This is a genomic window from Methylomarinovum caldicuralii (assembly GCF_033126985.1).
Classification (GTDB): domain Bacteria; phylum Pseudomonadota; class Gammaproteobacteria; order Methylococcales; family Methylothermaceae; genus Methylohalobius; species Methylohalobius caldicuralii.
Genome location: NZ_AP024714.1, coordinates 1,811,219 through 1,828,561, shown reverse-complemented (window position 1 = coordinate 1,828,561; position 17,343 = coordinate 1,811,219). Strand labels below are relative to the sequence as shown.

12 protein-coding genes and 1 pseudogene are annotated in these 17,343 nt (G+C 67.1%); 6 read left to right on the top strand and 7 right to left on the bottom strand.

Annotation, left to right across the window (positions count from 1 at the left end; all coding sequences use genetic code 11):
- The first annotated feature begins 89 nt into the window (after positions 1-89).
- Positions 90-2,396, top strand: a complete 2,307-nt coding sequence (locus MCIT9_RS09280; protein ID WP_317704613.1) for a DUF1631 family protein — start codon at positions 90-92, stop codon at positions 2,394-2,396.
- On the opposite strand, the gene MCIT9_RS09275 is transcribed toward MCIT9_RS09280, so the two are convergent.
- A complete protein-coding gene (locus tag MCIT9_RS09275; RefSeq protein ID WP_317704612.1) occupies positions 2,391-4,406 on the bottom strand; it encodes a sodium-translocating pyrophosphatase in 2,016 nt (671 codons plus the stop codon). The two genes, MCIT9_RS09280 and MCIT9_RS09275, sit on opposite strands and share 6 nt — an antisense overlap.
- 134 nt (positions 4,407-4,540) lie before the next feature.
- Between MCIT9_RS09275 and MCIT9_RS09270 the strand changes: the two genes are divergently transcribed.
- Positions 4,541-6,052, top strand: a complete 1,512-nt coding sequence (locus MCIT9_RS09270) for a R3H domain-containing nucleic acid-binding protein (RefSeq protein WP_317704611.1) — start codon at positions 4,541-4,543, stop codon at positions 6,050-6,052.
- A 45-nt stretch (positions 6,053-6,097) separates the two neighbouring features.
- Here the strand turns inward: MCIT9_RS09270 and MCIT9_RS09265 are convergent, their stop codons facing one another.
- Positions 6,098-6,787 (bottom strand): 2,3-bisphosphoglycerate-dependent phosphoglycerate mutase, encoded by a 690-nt coding sequence (locus MCIT9_RS09265; protein ID WP_317704610.1) that lies wholly within the window; start codon positions 6,785-6,787, stop codon positions 6,098-6,100.
- 103 nt (positions 6,788-6,890) lie between these two features.
- Between MCIT9_RS09265 and MCIT9_RS09260 the strand changes: the two genes are divergently transcribed.
- From MCIT9_RS09260 to MCIT9_RS09250, 3 genes and pseudogenes are all read left to right on the top strand, one after another.
- Complete coding sequence (locus MCIT9_RS09260) at positions 6,891-7,868, top strand: LOG family protein (protein ID WP_317704609.1); 978 nt, start codon at positions 6,891-6,893, stop codon at positions 7,866-7,868.
- A complete protein-coding gene (locus MCIT9_RS09255) occupies positions 7,869-9,269 on the top strand; it encodes an MBL fold metallo-hydrolase (protein WP_317704608.1) in 1,401 nt (466 codons plus the stop codon).
- A gap of 78 nt (positions 9,270-9,347) precedes the next feature.
- Positions 9,348-9,596, top strand: a pseudogene (locus MCIT9_RS09250) (hydantoinase B/oxoprolinase family protein); the annotation flags it as partial.
- Positions 9,597-9,609: 13 nt separating this feature from the next.
- Here MCIT9_RS09250 and MCIT9_RS09245 read toward each other — a convergent pair.
- The 3 genes from MCIT9_RS09245 to MCIT9_RS09235 are packed head-to-tail and all read right to left on the bottom strand — an operon-like array spanning position 9,610 to position 13,869.
- Positions 9,610-10,479: an alpha/beta fold hydrolase gene (locus MCIT9_RS09245; protein WP_317704607.1), complete on the bottom strand. Its 870-nt coding sequence runs from the start codon at positions 10,477-10,479 to the stop codon at positions 9,610-9,612.
- Positions 10,476-12,476 (bottom strand): UvrD-helicase domain-containing protein, encoded by a 2,001-nt coding sequence (locus MCIT9_RS09240; RefSeq protein WP_479724320.1) that lies wholly within the window; start codon positions 12,474-12,476, stop codon positions 10,476-10,478. Before MCIT9_RS09240 ends, MCIT9_RS09245 begins: the two co-directional genes overlap by 4 nt.
- Entirely contained in the window at positions 12,463-13,869 is a 1,407-nt protein-coding gene (locus MCIT9_RS09235) for a M20/M25/M40 family metallo-hydrolase (RefSeq protein WP_317704606.1), read from the bottom strand. The genes MCIT9_RS09240 and MCIT9_RS09235 overlap by 14 nt, the downstream gene beginning before the upstream one ends.
- Before the next feature lie 123 nt (positions 13,870-13,992).
- Between MCIT9_RS09235 and MCIT9_RS09230 the strand changes: the two genes are divergently transcribed.
- Positions 13,993-16,002 carry a sodium-translocating pyrophosphatase gene (locus MCIT9_RS09230; RefSeq protein WP_317704605.1) on the top strand — a complete coding sequence of 670 codons (2,010 nt, stop codon included), beginning with the start codon at positions 13,993-13,995 and terminating at the stop codon, positions 16,000-16,002.
- 48 nt (positions 16,003-16,050) lie between these two features.
- Here MCIT9_RS09230 and MCIT9_RS09225 read toward each other — a convergent pair whose 3' ends face one another.
- Positions 16,051-16,668 (bottom strand): MarC family protein, encoded by a 618-nt coding sequence (locus tag MCIT9_RS09225; protein WP_317704604.1) that lies wholly within the window; start codon positions 16,666-16,668, stop codon positions 16,051-16,053.
- Position 16,669: 1 nt separating this feature from the next.
- Positions 16,670-17,314 (bottom strand): cytochrome c biogenesis heme-transporting ATPase CcmA, encoded by a 645-nt coding sequence (gene ccmA / locus MCIT9_RS09220; RefSeq protein WP_317704603.1) that lies wholly within the window; start codon positions 17,312-17,314, stop codon positions 16,670-16,672.
- Between the last annotated feature and the right edge of the window lie 29 nt (positions 17,315-17,343).

The following is a 17,343-nucleotide window of genomic DNA, read 5'->3' as shown; positions in this document are numbered from 1 at the left end:
TTTTTACGCACCCCTGATTATGCTTGGTACAAAGCCTGAGATCACCCGTGTCAGTGGTCGTCGCCCGTTCGATTCCCGGAGTGCAGCCCATGAATGCCAAAAAAGTCGTCGAAATCCATTCCGCCGGCCGGATGTCCAAAGCCCAGGCCGGGCCGATAATCGCCGAATGCCGGTCGTATTTCCACAAGGAATACCAACCGCTTCTGGAGCGCTTCTTCGCCAGGCTGGACGATGAGCTGTTCGCCCTGTCCGACAAGGCGGTCAGCAGCACCCTGCAGGAATTATACTTCGAAGCGATGCGCTATCTGCGCCGGAATCGGGAAAACATCCAGAAAAGCTATCTGAACGCCCTGCTGCGCGGTTACGACGAATTCTGGAATGCACCGCAGCCGGCGCAGGCCAGACCGGCCGCCTCGCTGGAACTGGACGAGGACGATTTCTCGCTGGTGGAGGAGGAGAACCTGGAGGAGGAACTGGCGGTCTCCACCCTGGCGAACAAAGGCAACACCCTCTACCACCGGGAACTGTTCGCCCTCAACCAGCGTTTCGCCAAACTGGCCGGCCGCGCCGAGATCGGCAACGAGGACAGTCCCCTAGGCCCCCAGCAGCTGGGACAGCGTTTCGCCGAGGTGCTAAGACCCCTGACCCTGGAACTCAAGGTCCGTCTTGTCATTTTCAAGTTCTACGAACAGACGGTCCTTCCCGAACTGGAGGACATCTACGACGGCCTGAACGAGCTTCTCGCCGCCAAGGGGGTGCTGCCGGAGATCTCCAGGAAGGTGAAGAAAAAGAAGGCGGCCGCCCCGGCTGCCGCCAAGGCCGGGGAGCCGGCTGCCGGCGGCGTGCCCGCCGAGGATCAGGCCGTCTATGTCCAGGCGGTGCAGGCGATGCACTCGCTGCTGGCGGCCTGGCGTTCCCAGGTGGGCCTGCCGTCCCTGTCGGCCAGCGTCCATCCGGACGCCACCGTCAGCGACAGCGGCGAGGTGGTCGGCGCGCTGTCGGCGCTCCAGGACCCGGAACAGGTGGCCAAGCTCACCGAGGCGCTGGCCAGCGGCGGGGATGTCAACCTCAAGCTGGTGCTGGCAGAGCGGCTGAGTGAGCTCCACGGCGACAAACGGGCCCTGGCCCAGGTGGACGAGGACATCATCGACATGATCGGGATGATCTTCGACTTCATCCTCGAAGACCGCAACCTGCCGGATACGGTCAAGGCACTGATCGGCCGCCTGCAGATCCCCATTGTCAAGGTGGCGATCCTGGACAAGTCCTTCTTCTCCAAGAAGAACCATCCGGCGCGGGTGCTGCTGAACCGCCTCGCCCATGCCGGTATCGGCCTGTCGGGGGACGAGAATCTGGAGGCCAATCCGGTGTTCCGGCAGATTTCCGCCTCGGTCAACCGGATTCTGGAGGAATTCACCCAGAACGTCGATCTGTTCCAGGAGATTCTGACGGACTTCGAGCGCTTCATGGAGGAGGAAGGCCGGCGCAGCCAGTTGCTGGAGGAGCGCACCCGCCAGGCGACCCAGAGCAAGGAGCATCTGACCCTGGCCAAGAAGGAGGTGGCCGAGGAAATCCGCCGCCGTCTCCAGGGGCGGGAATTGCCTGCGTACCTGCGCCACTTCCTCACCCACACCTGGAAGGACATCCTCCTGGTGGCCTGCCTGCGGCGCGACAAGGAACCGGAACTGTGGGAGGCCAAGCTGGCCCTGACCGACACTTTGCTGGCGAGTCTGCAGCCGCCTGCGGATGACGGCAAGCGCAAGCGAATGCTGAAACGCCTGCCAGGTCTGCTGCGGGCCCTGCGCCAGGAGCTGGAGGCGGTTTCCCTGGATCCAAAACAGATCGCCCTGTTCTTCCGGGAACTGGAGCAGGCCCATCGTCCCCTTCTCGATCCCGCCGGGGATGCGGCCGTCGATCCCCGGCTGGCGAAGGAACTGGACGCCATTGCCACCAATCTGCCGGAAGTGGACGACATCGAGGTCAGCGAATTGACTGATTTCGACGAGTCTGACATCGAGGAAGAGATCGTCATGCTGGAGGAGGGGGTTGAAGAAGAGGAAGGTGACGAGTTCCTCGCCCAGGCCCGCGGCCTGGAAGTGGGGGACTGGATCGAACTCAAAGACCCGCGCGGCAGGACCGTCCGGGCCAAACTGTCCTGGGTCAGCAAGGTGACCGGCGTCAGGATCTTCGTCAACCGCCGCGGCGTCAAGGTGGCCGAATACACCCTGCCGGGGCTGGCGGCGGTGTTCCGCCGCGGCGAGGCCAAGCGCATCGACGGCAAGGTGCCGCTCATGGACCGGGCGCTGGCGGCGATGATGGCGACCCTCCAACAGCACCCGGCCAAGCAGGAGGGCGGGGACGAGCCCCCCGCTTCCCAGGCTTCGCTCGCGCTATAGCAGGAAAGGGGCCAGCAGCACCGCCATCAGACTCAGCACCTTGGCCATCGGGTTGATGGCGGGCCCGGCGGTGTCCTTGTAGGGATCGCCGACGGTGTCGCCGGTGACCGCGGCATGGTGGGCCGGCGAACCCTTGCCGCCGTAGTGGCCCGCTTCGATGTACTTCTTGGCGTTGTCCCAGGCGCCGCCGCCGATGCTCATGGCCAGGGCCAGCAGCAGTCCCGAAGCCACCGCCCCCATCAGCATCCCCCCCACCAACAGCGCCATGCTTCCAGGCGGCAGCCAGGGAGCCAGCAGGGCTGCCGTCAGGGGGGCTGCCACCGGCAGCAGCCCCGGCGCCAGCATGTTGGAGATGGCGGCCCGGGTGAGCATGGCGACGGCATGGGCATAGTCGGGCGCTTCCCGGCCTGCAAGGATGCCGGGGCGCTCCCGGAACTGGCGCCGCGCTTCCTCGACCACGCGGCCGGCGGCTTTTCCCACGGCTTCCAACGCCAGACCGCTGAACAGGAAAGGCAACAGGCTGCCGCAGAAAACGCCGCCGAGGACGAAGGGGTCGTCGAGGGAGAAGACCAGTCCCTGTCCCCGCACCCCGAATTCCAGCCGGTAGGCGGCAAACAGCGCCAGGGCGGCCAGTCCCGCTGAACCGATGGCGAAGGTCTTGGTCAGGGCCTTGGTCATGTTGCCGGCGGCATCCAGGGCGTCGGTGCCGCCGCGCACCGATTCCGGCAGGCCCGCCATTTCCACGATGCCGCCGGCGTTGTCTGCCACCGGGCCGTAGGCATCCATGGAGATGATGGTGGGCGTGAGCGCCAGCAGGGCGGTGGTGGCGACGGCGATGCCGTAGATGCCGGCCAGCTGATGAGCGGTGATGACGCCGCCCGCCACCAGCAGGGCCGGAAACGCGGCCGATTTCATTCCCACCGCCAGGCCGGTGATGATGTTGGTGGCGTGGCCCTGGCAGGAAGCCTGGGCGATGCGCCGCACTGGCGGGAAGCGCAGGGCGGTGAAATAGGCGGTGTCGATCACCAGCCCCAGGCCGACGCCCAAGCCGACCAGGGCGGCTTCGAACAAGGCTAGTGGCATCTCCAATGCCCGGGTCAGCCACCAGAAGCCGGCGGCGCTGAGAATCAGGCTGATCACCACGGTGCGCAGCAGGGCGGCTCCGACCTGCCGCGATCTTCCCGGCCAGAGAAATTGGCCACCGACGAGGCCGGCCAGCAGCGCCGTGCCGCCCAGGGCCAGCGGATAGGTCTGGAGCAGCGGCGTCTCCGGGGTGCGCCAGGCGGCCACCAGAATCGCCGCCACCAGGGTGACGGCATAGCTTTCGAACACATCCGCCGCCATGCCGGCGCAGTCCCCCACGTTGTCGCCGACGTTGTCGGCGATCACCGCCGGATTGCGCGGATCGTCCTCGGGGATGTTCTGCTCGATCTTGCCGGCCAGATCGGCGCCCACGTCCGCTGCCTTGGTGAAGATGCCGCCGCCGAGCCGGCTGAAGATGCTGATGAGCGAGGCGCCGAATCCCAGGCCCGCCAGCGGCGCCAGGCTTTCCCCCCGGGCCTGCAGCCACAGGTGGAATCCCAGGACCGCAGCCAAGGCCAGGCTGCCGAGGAGGAAGCCGGTCACCGCGCCGCTGCGGTAGGCGATCTGCAGGGCCCGGCCCAGATGGGTTTGGGCGGCGGCCGCGGTGCGGACGTTGGCGCGTACCGCCACCGTCATGCCGATCAGCCCCGCCAGGGCCGAACCGATGCCGCCCAGCGCAAAGCCCCAGGCGGTGACCGGCCCGAAGCGGGGAATCCACCACAGCAGGGCGAAGATGACCGCCCCCACCGCGGCGATGGTGCCGTACTGGATGCGCATGAAAGCGGCCGCCCCCTCACGGATGGCCAGATAGGGCCGCTGCAGGGCCGTATCGCCTTCCGGCTGGCGCAGGATCCACAGCGCGCAGCCCAGGGCGTAGAGACAGCCCAGGGCGGTGGCGATCAGCGTCAGTTGCAACGACCAGTGCATTTCTTTACCCCCTTGCCAGGAACCCGGCGCCAAGTCCATCGTCTTATGTGCGACCACAGTTTACACGGCCTTTGGCCCCTGAAATAATGCAACACGCAACTTCGATCCTGCCAACCCACGCACGCGAGACTTCCATGACCACGCCCTTCAGCGAAGAATTGGCGCTGCTCGTCGACGTTCTGCCTCTGGCGCTGCGCGAGAGGCTGACGACCCTGCCGGAAGACGGCCTGCTGGAGATCGTCATGGATCTGGGGCGCCCGCCCCAGGCCCGTTATGCCGATCGTGTGGAGGCTCTGGACGACCGGCCGGTGAGCCGCGACGACATTGCCCACGTGGTCACCCAGGTGGGGGAATTCGGGGCCGACAACCGCGCCGGCATCGAGGGCACCCTGCACCGCATCTCGGCGATCCGCAACCGCAAGGGGGACGTTATCGGCCTGACCCTGCGCGTCGGCCGCGCCGTCAGCGGCACCATCGAGCTGATCCGCGACCTGGTCGCCTCCGGCCGCAGCCTGCTGCTGTTGGGCCGTCCCGGAATCGGCAAGACCACCAAGCTGCGCGAAGTGGCGCGGGTGCTGGCCGACGATTACGGCAAGCGGGTGGTGGTGATCGACACTTCCAACGAGATCGGCGGCGACGGCGACATTCCCCATCCGGCCATCGGCGGCGCCCGGCGCATGCAGGTGCCGCGGCCGGAGAAGCAGCACGCGGTGATGATCGAGGCGGTGGAGAACCACATGCCGGAGGTGATCGTCATCGACGAGATCGGCACCGAGGCCGAGGCGCTGGCCGCCCGCACCATCGCCGAGCGCGGCGTCCAGCTCATCGGCACCGCCCACGGCAACACCCTGGAGAACTTGGTCCAGAACCCGACCCTGTCGGACCTGGTGGGCGGGGTGCAGACCGTGACCCTGGGGGACGAGGAGGCCCGCTTCCGCGGCACCCAGAAGACCGTCGCCGAACGCAAGGCCCCGCCCACCTTCGAACAGGTGGTGGAGCTGGTGGACCGGGAGGAGCTGATCGTCCACACCGACACCGCGGCGGCGGTGGACAGCATCCTCCGCGGCGAGGATGCCGGCGGCATCCGCCGTACCCCCGACGGCGAAAGCCGGGTGAAAGTGCCGGCGCCGGAAACCAGCGGCAAACCGCGGTCGTCCGAGGCGCTCAAAGGGGAGGTTCGCATCTACCCCTATGCGGTCAGCCGCGACCTGGTGGAGCGGGTCATCCGCAGCTTCCGCTTCGACGCCCGCACCGTCTCCAGCCCGGAACGGGCCGACATGATTTTGGCACTGCGTTCCCGCGCCGATGACGGCCGCCTGCGCCGTATCCTGGGCGCCACCGGCCTGCCGCTGCACACGGTGAAGAAAAGCAGCACCGCCCAGATCCGCCGCCTGCTCAACCATGTCTTCAGCCAGGCCGAGGAGGTGGCCGAGGCCGACATCGACGCGGCGGTGAAGGAGACGGAGGCGGCGGTGCAGAAGGTTCTGGAGGAAGCGGTGGAAGTGGCCCTGGCGCCACAGCCCAAGGAAGTGCGCAAGATCCAGCACCATATCGTCAACCGCTACCACCTGGTGGCCGAAAGCGTCGGCTCCGACCCGCTGCGGCATCTGGTGATCTATCCCGACTGGACCGAGGCCCGGTCGTGATGAAAAGGCCCCTCGGTTCGAGGGGCTTTTTCGTAGCGGTTTGCCTCAGTCGAGAACCTTCTTTTCCAGGATGTTCAGCGCACCGTCGAGGCGGTACTGAATCGGAACGCCGGTGGCCAGCTCGTAGGCGAGGATCTGCTCCGGGGTCATGTTCTCCAGATGCATGATCAGCGCCCGCAGGGAATTGCCGTGGGCGGCGATGAGCAGATTCCGCCCTTCCTGCAGGATCGGCACCAGGCGGTCCTTGAAGAAGGGGATCACCCGGGCGGCGGTCGCCGCCAGGCTTTCGCCGTTGGGCGGCGGGGTATCGTAGCTGCGCCGCCAGATGTGCACCTGCTCGGCGCCGAACTCCTGGCGCGCCTGGTCCTTGTTGAGCCCCTGGAGGTCGCCGTAGAAGCGCTCGTTGAGCTCCTCGGCGAAGTGGATCAAAAGGGTATCCTGGTCCTCGGGGCCGGGTTTGAAGTGCTCGTACCAGGCGCTGTCTCCCTCGTGGATCCGGCGGTAGCCGCTGCAGCGCCGGTTGAGCCGCAGGATTTCGTACAGGGTCTCCTGGGAGCGGATCAGGGTGGAGGCGTAGGCGACGTCGAAGCGCTGGTCGGCGAGGCGTTCGCCGGCCTGGCGGGCTTCCTGCAGTCCCTGGGGGCTGAGGCTGACGTCGATCCAGCCGGTGAAGCGGTTTTGCAGATTCCAGATCGACTGACCGTGACGGATCAGGGTGAGGGTCGATTGACGCATTGAGTGACTCCGTTGTCGTTTTAAGGGGAATTAAACCGGCTTATTCTATCGCACCCGCTTGGTTATACTGGCACGAGTCTTTGCCAGAAACCGAACGAGCGCCATGAGCGATAGCGACGACAAAGCGATTCCCTCCCCGCCGGGGCCGCGCCACCGCGAGCCGCTTCCCTGGCAGGTCCCCAAGCCTCCGGAAGAGGACCCGGACGCCCCGGCGCGGGTGCAGCAGATCCTCGCCAGCCCCAGCTACCGGCCGGCGATCGCCGACCTGACGTTCCTCAACAGTTACGAAACCCGCCCGGTCCGCCTCCAGCTCGACTATCTCAAGCCGGAACTGGGGCTGCAGCAGGCCGGGGTGCGCAATACCATCGTGGTCTTCGGCAGCACCCGCATCCCCGAACCGCTGGCGGCCCGGCGCAAGCTGGCGGTGCTCAGGGAGGCGCTGGCGCGGCGCCCGGACAACGCCGAACTCAAGCGGCGGGTCAGAGTGGCCGAGCGCATCGAGGCCAAATCCAAGTATTACGAGGTGGCGCGGGAATTCGGCCGCCTGGTGGGAAAATCCGGTCACGGCCCGATGGACTGCCGCCTGGTGGTGATGACCGGCGGAGGTCCCGGGATCATGGAGGCGGCCAACCGCGGCGCCTTCGACGTGGGAGCCAAAAGCGTCGGCCTCAACATCACCCTGCCCCACGAGCAGTTCCCCAATCCTTACATCACCCCGGAATTGTGCTTCCAGTTCCACTACTTCGCCCTGCGCAAAATGCACTTTCTGCTGCGGGCCAAGGCGCTGGTGGTGTTTCCCGGCGGTTTCGGCACCCTGGACGAGCTGTTCGAGACCCTGACCCTGATCCAGACCCGCAAGATCAAGCCGGTTCCGGTGGTGCTGGTGGGGCGCGAGTACTGGCAGCGGGTGATCGATTTCGACTTTCTGGTGGAAGAGGGGACCATCGATCCCGAGGACCGGGAGCTGTTCTGGTATGCCGAAACCGCTCAGGAAATCTGGGACGGCATCACCTGGTGGTACGAGAGCAGCGGCGAGCCTTTGATCAACGGGGAAATCTATCCGCTCAAACCGGAGGATTGAGTGCACATCGAATTCCACGGCGCCGCCGGCGGCGTCACCGGTTCCTGCCACCTCATCGAGGCGGCCGGCAAGCGGCTTTTGATCGACTGCGGCATGTACCAGGGCGGGCGCGAACTGGAGGCCCAGAACGCCGAGCCTTTCGGCTTCGATCCGGCCGGAATCGATTACGTCCTCCTGACCCACGCCCATCTGGACCACTGCGGCCGCCTGCCGCTGCTGACCAAGCGGGGCTTCCAGGGTGAGATCATCACCACCGGCGCCAGCCGCGATCTGGCCAAGATCGTGATGATGGACGCCGCCCATCTGGCCGAGGAGGAGGCCCGGCGTCTGACCCACAAGGCGCGGCTGCGGGGGGAGAAGGAACGGATCGAGCCGGTCTATGACGTCCTCGACGTGTTCGACACCCTGGATCTGTTCGGCCGGCGCATCGACTACAACAAACCGACCCGTATCGCCCCCGGAATCCGCGCCACCTTCGTCGATGCCGGCCACATCCTCGGTTCCGCCTTCATCCTGCTGCAGCTGCGCGAGGGCGACAGGCGGCTGAGGGTTTTGTTCTCCGGCGACCTGGGCAACAAGGGGCGGCCCATCCTGCGCGATCCTGCCAGACCGCCGAAAGCGGACGTGGTGGTGATGGAAACCACCTACGGCAACCGCTGCCACAAGCCGCTGCCGCCGTCGGTGGAAGAGCTGTACCAGGCGATCCTCGATACCCTCGACCGCGGCGGCAACGTCATCATCCCCACCTTCGCCCTGGAGCGGGCCCAGGAGATTCTCTACTTCCTGCGCGAGGGCGTGGAGCGGAAAATCCTGCCCCGTTACCTGCCGGTGTTCCTCGATTCCCCCATGGCGATCTCGGCGACCGGGGTTTTCCGCCGTCATCCGGAATGCTTCGATCCGGAAACCTGCGCCATCTTTCAGGAGGGCCGCGATCCCTTTGCCCTGCCCAACCTGCATTTCGTCCGCGAAACCGCCGAATCGATGCGCCTCAACCAGATCCAGAGCGGGGCGGTCATCATGGCCGGTTCCGGCATGTGCACCGGCGGCCGGGTGCGCCACCACCTGCGCCACAACCTGTGGCGTCCCGAGTGCAGCGTCGTCTTCGTCGGCTACGCCGCCCGCGGTACCCCGGCCCGGGCTATCATCGACGGGGCCGAGACCGTGCATCTGCTGGGCAAGGAAATTCCGGTGCGGGCCCGCATCTACACCATCGGCGGCTTTTCCGCCCACGCCGACCGCGACGAACTGCTCGCATGGCACCGCCGGACCGGCAACCCCGCCTGCACCTTTCTGGTCCACGGGGAAACCGAAGCCCTGAGCGCCATGTACCAACGGCTGCAGCCGGCGCGGGTGGAGATTCCCGAGCTGCACCAGCGCTACGATCTGACCCACTATCGATGAACACGGTGACGCAGCGCTGGCAATTCTGGATCGACCGCGGCGGCACCTTTCCCGACATCGTCGCCTGCCGTCGCCGATGTGGGCGGGACGACGCCGGGGTCCATGCCCACCGACAGCCGCACCATCGACGAAGAAGGGGTGTGGACGCCGGGATTGCGGATCGTAGCCGCCGGTCACCTGCAGGAAGCGGTGATCCGCCGCTGGCTCCGAGACGCCCCGTTCCCGGCCCGCAATCCGGCGCAGAATCTGGCCGATCTGCAGCCCCGGATCGCCGCCAACAACCAGGGGATGCAGGCGCTGGGGCGGCTGCTCGACGCCTGGGGACGCGACACCGTGGCGGTCAGCCCAGCACCAGATGGTACAGAATGCTCTCCGCGTGGCGGCAGGGCAGGGAATAATGGCCCTCGCCCGCCAGAAAGCGGGTCTCGCAGCGGGGCAACCGGCCGGCCAGAATCCGGCTCTGGGTGACGGGGACGACCCGGTCGGCCTCGCCGTGCCACAGGGTGACCTTCTGTCCCACAGCCGCCGGCTCGAATCCCCAGCGGCGCACGTAGTGGACGAAGTCCCGCCGGGCGCCGCGGCCGCCCTGGCGCAGCCCTTCGCGGATACCGGCCTCGAACAGATTGCGGATGCGGCGGTCGGCGAGGGTGCGGCGGTCGCTCTCCGGCAGCTGGCTCTCCAGCAGGGCGAAGGTCAGGCGCGGGAAGCGCCGCAGCAGGGCGGCGGTGGCCGGGCCGAAGAAGAGCGGCAGCGCCCAGGGTGCCTTCTCGGCCAGGAAGAAAGCCAGCCGCGCCGCCGGGCTCATGGTGCGGCGCAGCGCCGGGTCCTGGATCGGTCCCAGGGGGCAGACCAGGGCCACGCCCCGCACCCGTTCCCCCAGGCGGGCGGCGCAGGCCAGGGCGTAGGGGCCGCCGCCGGAGACGCCGACGATATGGAAGCGGGGGATTCCCAGATGATCGGCCACCGCGGCCAGATCGCCGCTCCAGGCGGCGACGTTCGCGGGCGGCAGGGGGTCGGAACGGCCGTAGCCGGGGCGGTCGGGGGCGAACAGGCAAAGGCCGAGCTTCTTTGCCGCCGCCTCGGCGACCGCGGCTTCGAGGCGCGAGGAGGGGGTGCCGTGGCAGTAGGCCACCGGAAGGCCGTCGGGATCGCCGTAGCGGGCAAAGGCGATGCGGCGGCCGCCTGCGGTGGTGCAAATCTGCGGCTTCACCCGGCTTCCTGCAGAATCGTCTTCAATTGCTGCAGGGCGGCCTGGCCGCGGGCCTTCTTTTCCGCTTCCGGCAGCGCGCTTTTGCCCACCCATTCCAGGTCCTCCTGGGGCAGCTCCTCCAGGAAACGGCTGGGATTGCAGTCCACCATCTCGCCGTAGCGGCGGCGCTTCCGGCAGTAGCTCAGGGTCAGGGTCTTCTGCGCCCGGGTGATGCCCACGTAACACAGGCGCCGCTCCTCCTCGATGTCGTCCAGGTCGATGCTAGTCTGGTGCGGCAGCAATCCTTCCTCCATCCCCACCAGATAGACGTGGGGGAATTCCAGCCCCTTGGCGGCGTGCAGGGTCATGAGGGCGACCCGGTCGCCGGCCTCCTCGTCGCGGGTGCGGTCGAGGATGTCCAGCAGCATCAGCTTGGTGATCGCCGCATTCAATGGATCGTCACCGTCCTCGGCCTCCTCCAGCAGGCGGGCGAGCCAGTCGAGCAGATCGCGCACGTTCTCCCAGCGGCGCTCGAACTGTTTGGGATTGGCGGCGGCGTCGCGCAGGTGGTCGCGATAGCCGATGGTTTCCAGCATTTCCTCGATCACCGCCAAGGTGTCGCCGCGTTTGGCGCGGTCGGCCACATCGCCCAGGAAATCGCAGAAGTGCTGCAGGCGGTCGATGGTCTTGTCACCGAGAATCTGGGTCAGGCCCATTTCGTAGCAGGCGGCGAACAGGGAGACGTGGCGCTTCTGGGCATAGCTGCCGAGTTTTTCCAGGGTGGCCGGGCCGATCTCGCGCTTGGGGGTGTTGGCCACCCGCAGGAAGGCGATGTCGTCGTCGGGATTGACCAGCAGGCGCAGGTAGGCCACCACGTCCTTGACCTCGGCGTGGTTGAAGAACGACTGGCCGCCGCTGAGGAAGTAGGGAATCCGCTGTTCCCGGAGGGCCCGCTCGAACAGACGGGCCTGGTGATTGCTGCGGTAGAGGATGGCGTAGTCGGAAAAGCGCCCTCCGTTGCGGAACTTGTGATGCAGCAGGTCGGCGGCGGTCTGGCGCGCCTCGGCGAATTCGTCCTCGTGGGCCAGCACCCGGATCGGATCGCCGAAGCCGTACTGGCTCCACAGCTTCTTTTCGAACACGTGGGGGTTGTTGGCGATCAGTCGGTTGGCGGCCTTGAGGATGCGGCCGGTGGAGCGGTAGTTCTGTTCCAGCTTGATGATCTTGAGGCGCGGAAAGTCCCGGTGCAGCTGCACCAGGTTCTCCGGCTGGGCCCCGCGCCAGGCGTAGATGGACTGGTCGTCGTCGCCGACCACGGTGAAGCGTCCCAGCTTGCCGGTCAACAGGCACAGCAGGCGGTACTGGGTGCGGTTGGTGTCCTGGTACTCGTCCACCAGAAGATAGCGCAGCCGGGCCTGCCACTTTTCCAGGACTTCCGGCCGGTTCTGGAACAGCAGCACCGGCAGCAGGATCAGGTCGTCGAAATCCACCGCGTTGTAGGCCTTGAGGCAGCGCTGGTAGTCGCGGTAGAGCAGGGCGGCCGGGTCGTCGCCGGCCTGCTCCGGGAGGATCAGATCGTTCTTCCAGCCGCTGATCTTTTGGGCGTGACCGGGCAGGTCGTCGGGGTGGAAGTGCTGCTCGTGGTGGGCGGCGATCTCCTTGAGGAGATTGAGGCGGTCGTGGCCGTCGAGGATCGACAGCCCCGGCTTGAACCCCAACGCCTTGTGCTCGCGGCGCAGGATGTCCAGCCCCAGGGAATGGAAGGTGGAGACGGTCAGCCCCTTGGCACGGTTGCCGTCGATGAGCTGGCCGACGCGCTGCTTCATCTCCCGGGCGGCCTTGTTGGTAAAGGTGAGGGCAGCGATGTGGCGCGCCGCCAGTCCCTGGTCGATCAGATAGGCAATCTTGTGAGTGATGACCCGGGTCTTGCCGCTGCCGGCGCCGGCGATCACCAGCACCGGGGTGTCGACGGCCTTGACCGCGGCGCGCTGCTGGGGGTTGAGCTCAGCCAGCTTCATGGGCGGCGAGGATGTCGGCGACGCAGGCGGTCAGCTTCTTGGCGTAGGGGATATGGAGGAACTCGTTGGGGCCGTGGGCGTTGCTGCCCGGTCCCAGCACCCCGGTGATGAGGAACTGGGCCTGGGGATAGGCATCGCCCAGCATCTTCATGAAGGGGATCGAGGCCCCCAGCCCCAGATAGGCGGCCCTGTGGCCGTAGTGCTTCAGGGAGGCGCGGTCGCAGGCCTCCAGCAGCCACTTCGCCGGCGGCGGTGCCTCCCAGCCGTCGCCGCCCTGATCGAAGCGGATTTCCACCTGGGCGTTGAACGGCGGGTCGCGCAGCACCGCCGCCTCGATGGCCTTTTTGGCCTCCTCGCAGCGCAGCGGCGGCGGCAGGCGGAAGGACAGCTTCAGGGCAGTGTAGGCGCGCATAACGTTGCCGGCACGGTCGGCGGGCGGCAGGCCGTCCTGGCCCGTCACGCACAGGCTCGGTCGCCAGGTGTTGTTGAGGATCAGCTCGTAAGGATCGTCGCTCAGGGGCTTGAGGTCGGGAAGGGGGTGCAGCCCCGCCAGCGGCGCCAGCCCGAGGATTTCCGCCGCGTCTTTGGCCTGTCGGCGGCGGATTTCCGGAATCTCCACGTGCAGCGCCTCCAGCCGTACCCGCCCGGTGGCCGGATCCTCCAGACGATCGAGAATCCGGCGCATGATGGCGAAGGATTCGGGCACGATGCCGGAGGCGATGCCGGAGTGGGCCGCCTCCTTGAGGGTGCGGACGGTGACGGTGCAGCCCTGCATGCCCCGCAGGGAGGTGGTGGACCACAGCCGTTCGTAGTCGCCGGTGCCCGAGTCCAGAGCGATCACCAGATCCGGGGTGCCGACGAGATGGCCGTACTTTTCTAGATACGGGGGTAGGTGGGGCGAGCCGCTTTCCTCGGAGAACTCGATCAGGATCAGGCAACGGGGGTGGGGACGGCCCTGGCGGCGCAGGGCCTTGAGGGCGGCGACGGCGGCGAACAGCGCGTAGCCGTCGTCGGCCCCGCCGCGGCCGTAGAGTCTGCCGTCCTCGAGCACCGGTTTCCAGGGGCCCAGGTCCTCGCGCCAGCCCTCCATTTCCGGCTGCTTGTCCAGGTGGCCGTAGAGCAGCACGTTGCCTTCCCTTTGCCCCGGGACTTCCACCCCGATCAGGGGCGTCAGCCCCGGCAGCTGCAGGTCGTGGACGGTCCAGTCGTCTTCCCGGTGGCGTGCGAGCCAGTCCAGCGCCAGGCGGCGGGCCCGCTCCAGATGGCCGTGTGCAGCCCAGTCGGCGTCGAAATCCGGCGACAGGGCGGGGATACGGATGTAGTCGGTGAGGGTGGGGAGGATGTCCCGGTCCCAGAAGTCGGTGAGGGTGTCCAGCAGCGGGTTGGTGGTCATGGCGGTGCTTTTCCGGAAAGGGAGGTTAGTTTAACCGAATTGCGGAAACGGTTGACGCCTTGCGCCAAAGGCGGTATCTCAGGAAACGCAGAATTTCAATAAATAACAGGGGGAGAACTTCTCATGCAATATCTGCTTTATCTGATACCGCCGCTTCTGGGGGCGGGCGGGCTGTTTGCCGCTTACAAAATTTACCAGATCGTCCAGGCCACGCCGGCAGGCGAGGGCAGGGTCGCCAAGATCGCCGAGCAGATCCATCTGGGGGCGATGGTGTTCATCCGCCGCGAGTATCAGATCCTGGGGGCGTTCGTGGCGGTGCTGTTGCTGCTGCTGTGGAAGTTCCTGGGCTGGCAGACGGCGCTGTGTTTCCTGGTGGGGGCGGCGGCCTCGGCCACCGCCGGCTACATCGGTATGAACACCGCCACCCGCGCCAACGTTCGCACCACCGTGGCCGCCGCTTCCGGAGATCCCGCCAAGGCGCTGGAGGTGGCCTTCTTCGGCGGTTCCATCATGGGGCTGGCGGTGGCCTCCCTGGGGCTGCTGGGCCTGGGGCTGATGTACCTGTTCTTCGGCGGCGATCCCGAAACCGCCCACGCCCTCCACGGCTTCGGCATGGGGGCGTCGGTGGTGGCGCTGTTCTCCCGCGTCGGCGGCGGCATCTACACCAAGAGCGCCGACGTGGGCGCCGACCTGGTGGGCAAGGTGGAGGCCGGCATCCCCGAGGACGATCCCAGAAATCCCGGGGTGATCGCCGACAACGTGGGCGACAACGTCGGCGACGTGGCCGGGATGGGATCGGACATCTTCGAGTCCTACTGCGGCGCCATGATCGCCACCATCGCCATGGCCTCCACCATGGCCGCCGACGTGCTCGCCCCCATCGGCTCGCGTCCGGCGCTGATGTTCCTGCCCTTGGGATTGGCCTCGGCCGGGCTGCTGTCGTCCATCGCCGGCATCCGGCTGGTGCAGAAGAACGCCGACAAACCGGCCGACAAGGCGCTGCGCATCGGCACCCTGGGAGCGGCCGGGATCTTCATGGGTCTGGCCCTGGTGGTGATCCTGATCGCCGGGATCAGCGTCAAAGCCTGGCTGGCGGTGTTGGCCGGTTCCCTGGGCGGTATCGTCATCGGCCTGGTGACCGAGTACTACACCGGTGGCAGGCCGGTGGAAAAGATCGCATCCTCCGGCGAGACGGGACCGGCGACGGTGATCATCTCCGGTCTGGCCACCGGGATGCAGTCGGTGGTGGTGCCGATTCTGACCATCAGCGCCATCATCTTCCTGGCCGACCGTTTGGTGGGGCTGTACGGAGTCGGTATCGCCGCCGTGGGGATGCTGGCCACCGTGGGCATCACCATGGCCATCGACGCCTACGGCCCGGTGGCGGACAACGCCGGCGGCATCGCCGAGATGGGCGGTCTGGGAGAGGAAACCCGCAGGATCACCGATTCCCTCGACGAGTTGGGCAACACCACCGCCGCCATCGGCAAGGGCTTCGCCATCGGCGCCGCCGCCCTGGCGGCCCTGGCGATCATCACCGCCTACGGTGAGACCATCGCCAGCAGGATGCCGGACTTCACCCTGCATCTGGGGGACGCCGACGTGCTGGCCGGTCTCTTCATCGGCGGCACCATTCCGCTGCTGATCGCCTCGGTGACCATGACCGCCGTGGGGGATGCCGCCTTCGAGATGATCCAGGAGATCCGCCGCCAGTTCCGTGAGATTCCGGGCCTGCTGGAAGGCAAGGCGGAGCCCGACACCGCCCGCTGTGTGGACATCGCCACCCAGGCGGCGTTGAAGAAGATGGTGCTGCCGGGAGTGATCGCCGTGGCCGCGCCGGTGATCGTCGGCTTCTGGCTCGGGCCCCAGGCCCTGGGGGGGATGCTCGGCGGGGCGCTGCTGGCCTGCGTGCTCATGGCGCTGATGATGGCCAATGCCGGCGGCGCCTGGGACAACGCCAAGAAATACGTGGAGAAGGGCAATCTCGGCGGCAAGGGCTCCGACGTCCACAAGGCCGCCGTGGTGGGCGATACCGTGGGCGACCCTTTCAAGGACACCTCGGGACCTTCGATGAACATCCTCATCAACGTGATGGCCATCGTCAGCCTGGTGATCGCCCCGCTCCTGGTCTGAGAATCCCAGGGCAGCGGATGCCGGCGGTCTGCGGATCGCCGGTTTTTCCTACCGTAGCACCGCCACCAGCCCGTCCACCACGAACTGGGTCGCCAGCACCGCCAGCAACAGCCCGGTGAGGCGGGTGACCACACCGATACCCCCCAGCCCCAGCACCCGCCGCAGCCAGCGGCCGCTGCAGAAGGCGAGGAACACGACCGCACAGGCGGCCACGATCACCAGTGTCAGCTCCGGCAACGGTATCCGCCGCGCCGGATCCTGCTGCCACACCAGGATCGCGGTGACCGCTCCGGGACCGGCCAGCAGGGGGGTGGCCAGCGGCACCAGGGCGATGTGCTCGCTGCGCAGGCTTTCCTCCTCCTCGGCTTCCGAGCTCTTCAGGGACGCCGGAACCAGGTTGAGCATCTGCAGGGCGTAGATGAAGAAGATCAGGCCGCCGGCGATCTGGAATGCCGGCAGGGTGATGCCGAAGAAGCGCAGGATGGCATCCCCGGTGAGGCCGAACAGCAGCAGGATGGCCGCGGCCGAACCACAGGCGATGGCCGCCGTCCGCAGTTGCTGGCGGACGTCGAACGAAGCGGTGAGGGCCAGAAACAGCGGCAGGTTGCCCACCGGATCCATGATGATAAGCAGGGGAACGAACAGGGACAGGAACTGCTGCAGCATTTCACGTTCCCAGAGTCAGGGTGCGGACGTTGGCCACCCGCTGCAGGGACTGGTGGGAGGTCAGCACCGCCAGACCACCGGCCTGCAAATGGGCCTCGAGCAGTGCCTCCACCCAGGCGACCCCGGCCACGTCCAGGGAAGTGAACGGTTCGTCGAGGATCCACAGCCGGGCCTGCTGCAGCCGCAGGCGGGTGAGGCCGATGCGCTGGCGCTGGCCGGCGGACAGGGTGCGGGCGGGGACGTCCAGGTGCCGTCCCAGACCGGCCTCGGCGAGCAGGGCCGCCGGGTCGGCGTCCGGGCGGATGCGGTACAGCCGGCGGAGCAGGTGGAGGTTCTCCAGCGGCGTCAGCTCCCCCTTGATGCCGGGGTGGTGGCCCAGGTAGGCCAGATCCTGGAGATAGGCGGAGCGCTGTTCCGCCACCGGCCGGCCGCACCAGCGGATCTCGCCGTTTTCCGCTGGCAGCAGGCCGCAGAGAATGCGCAGCAGGCTGGTCTTGCCGCTGCCGTTGGTGCCGAGGACGTGCAGCAGCTCGCCGGCGTTGAGTTCGAAATCCAGGCCGCTGAAAAGCAGGCGGTCGCCGCGGATGCATTCCAGGCCGTGGACGCTCAGACAAGATTCGGAGGGGGGATGAAGTGGCTTTGGCATGGGTCAGATTATAATTTTTGGAATAACCA

Excerpts from the sequence above, each read along its gene's own strand:
- MCIT9_RS09230 (WP_317704605.1), top strand. The coding sequence starts at position 13,993 with ATGCAATATCTGCTTTATCTGATACCGCCGCTTCTGGGGGCGGGCGGG.
- MCIT9_RS09235 (WP_317704606.1), bottom strand. The coding sequence starts at position 13,869 with ATGACCACCAACCCGCTGCTGGACACCCTCACCGACTTCTGGGACCGG.
- MCIT9_RS09280 (WP_317704613.1), top strand. The coding sequence starts at position 90 with ATGAATGCCAAAAAAGTCGTCGAAATCCATTCCGCCGGCCGGATGTCC.
- MCIT9_RS09270 (WP_317704611.1), top strand. The coding sequence starts at position 4,541 with ATGACCACGCCCTTCAGCGAAGAATTGGCGCTGCTCGTCGACGTTCTG.
- MCIT9_RS09225 (WP_317704604.1), bottom strand. The coding sequence starts at position 16,668 with ATGCTGCAGCAGTTCCTGTCCCTGTTCGTTCCCCTGCTTATCATCATG.
- MCIT9_RS09260 (WP_317704609.1), top strand. The coding sequence starts at position 6,891 with ATGAGCGATAGCGACGACAAAGCGATTCCCTCCCCGCCGGGGCCGCGC.
- MCIT9_RS09275 (WP_317704612.1), bottom strand. The coding sequence starts at position 4,406 with ATGCACTGGTCGTTGCAACTGACGCTGATCGCCACCGCCCTGGGCTGT.
- ccmA (WP_317704603.1), bottom strand. The coding sequence starts at position 17,314 with ATGCCAAAGCCACTTCATCCCCCCTCCGAATCTTGTCTGAGCGTCCAC.
- MCIT9_RS09240 (WP_479724320.1), bottom strand. The coding sequence starts at position 12,476 with ATGAAGCTGGCTGAGCTCAACCCCCAGCAGCGCGCCGCGGTCAAGGCC.
- MCIT9_RS09265 (WP_317704610.1), bottom strand. The coding sequence starts at position 6,787 with ATGCGTCAATCGACCCTCACCCTGATCCGTCACGGTCAGTCGATCTGG.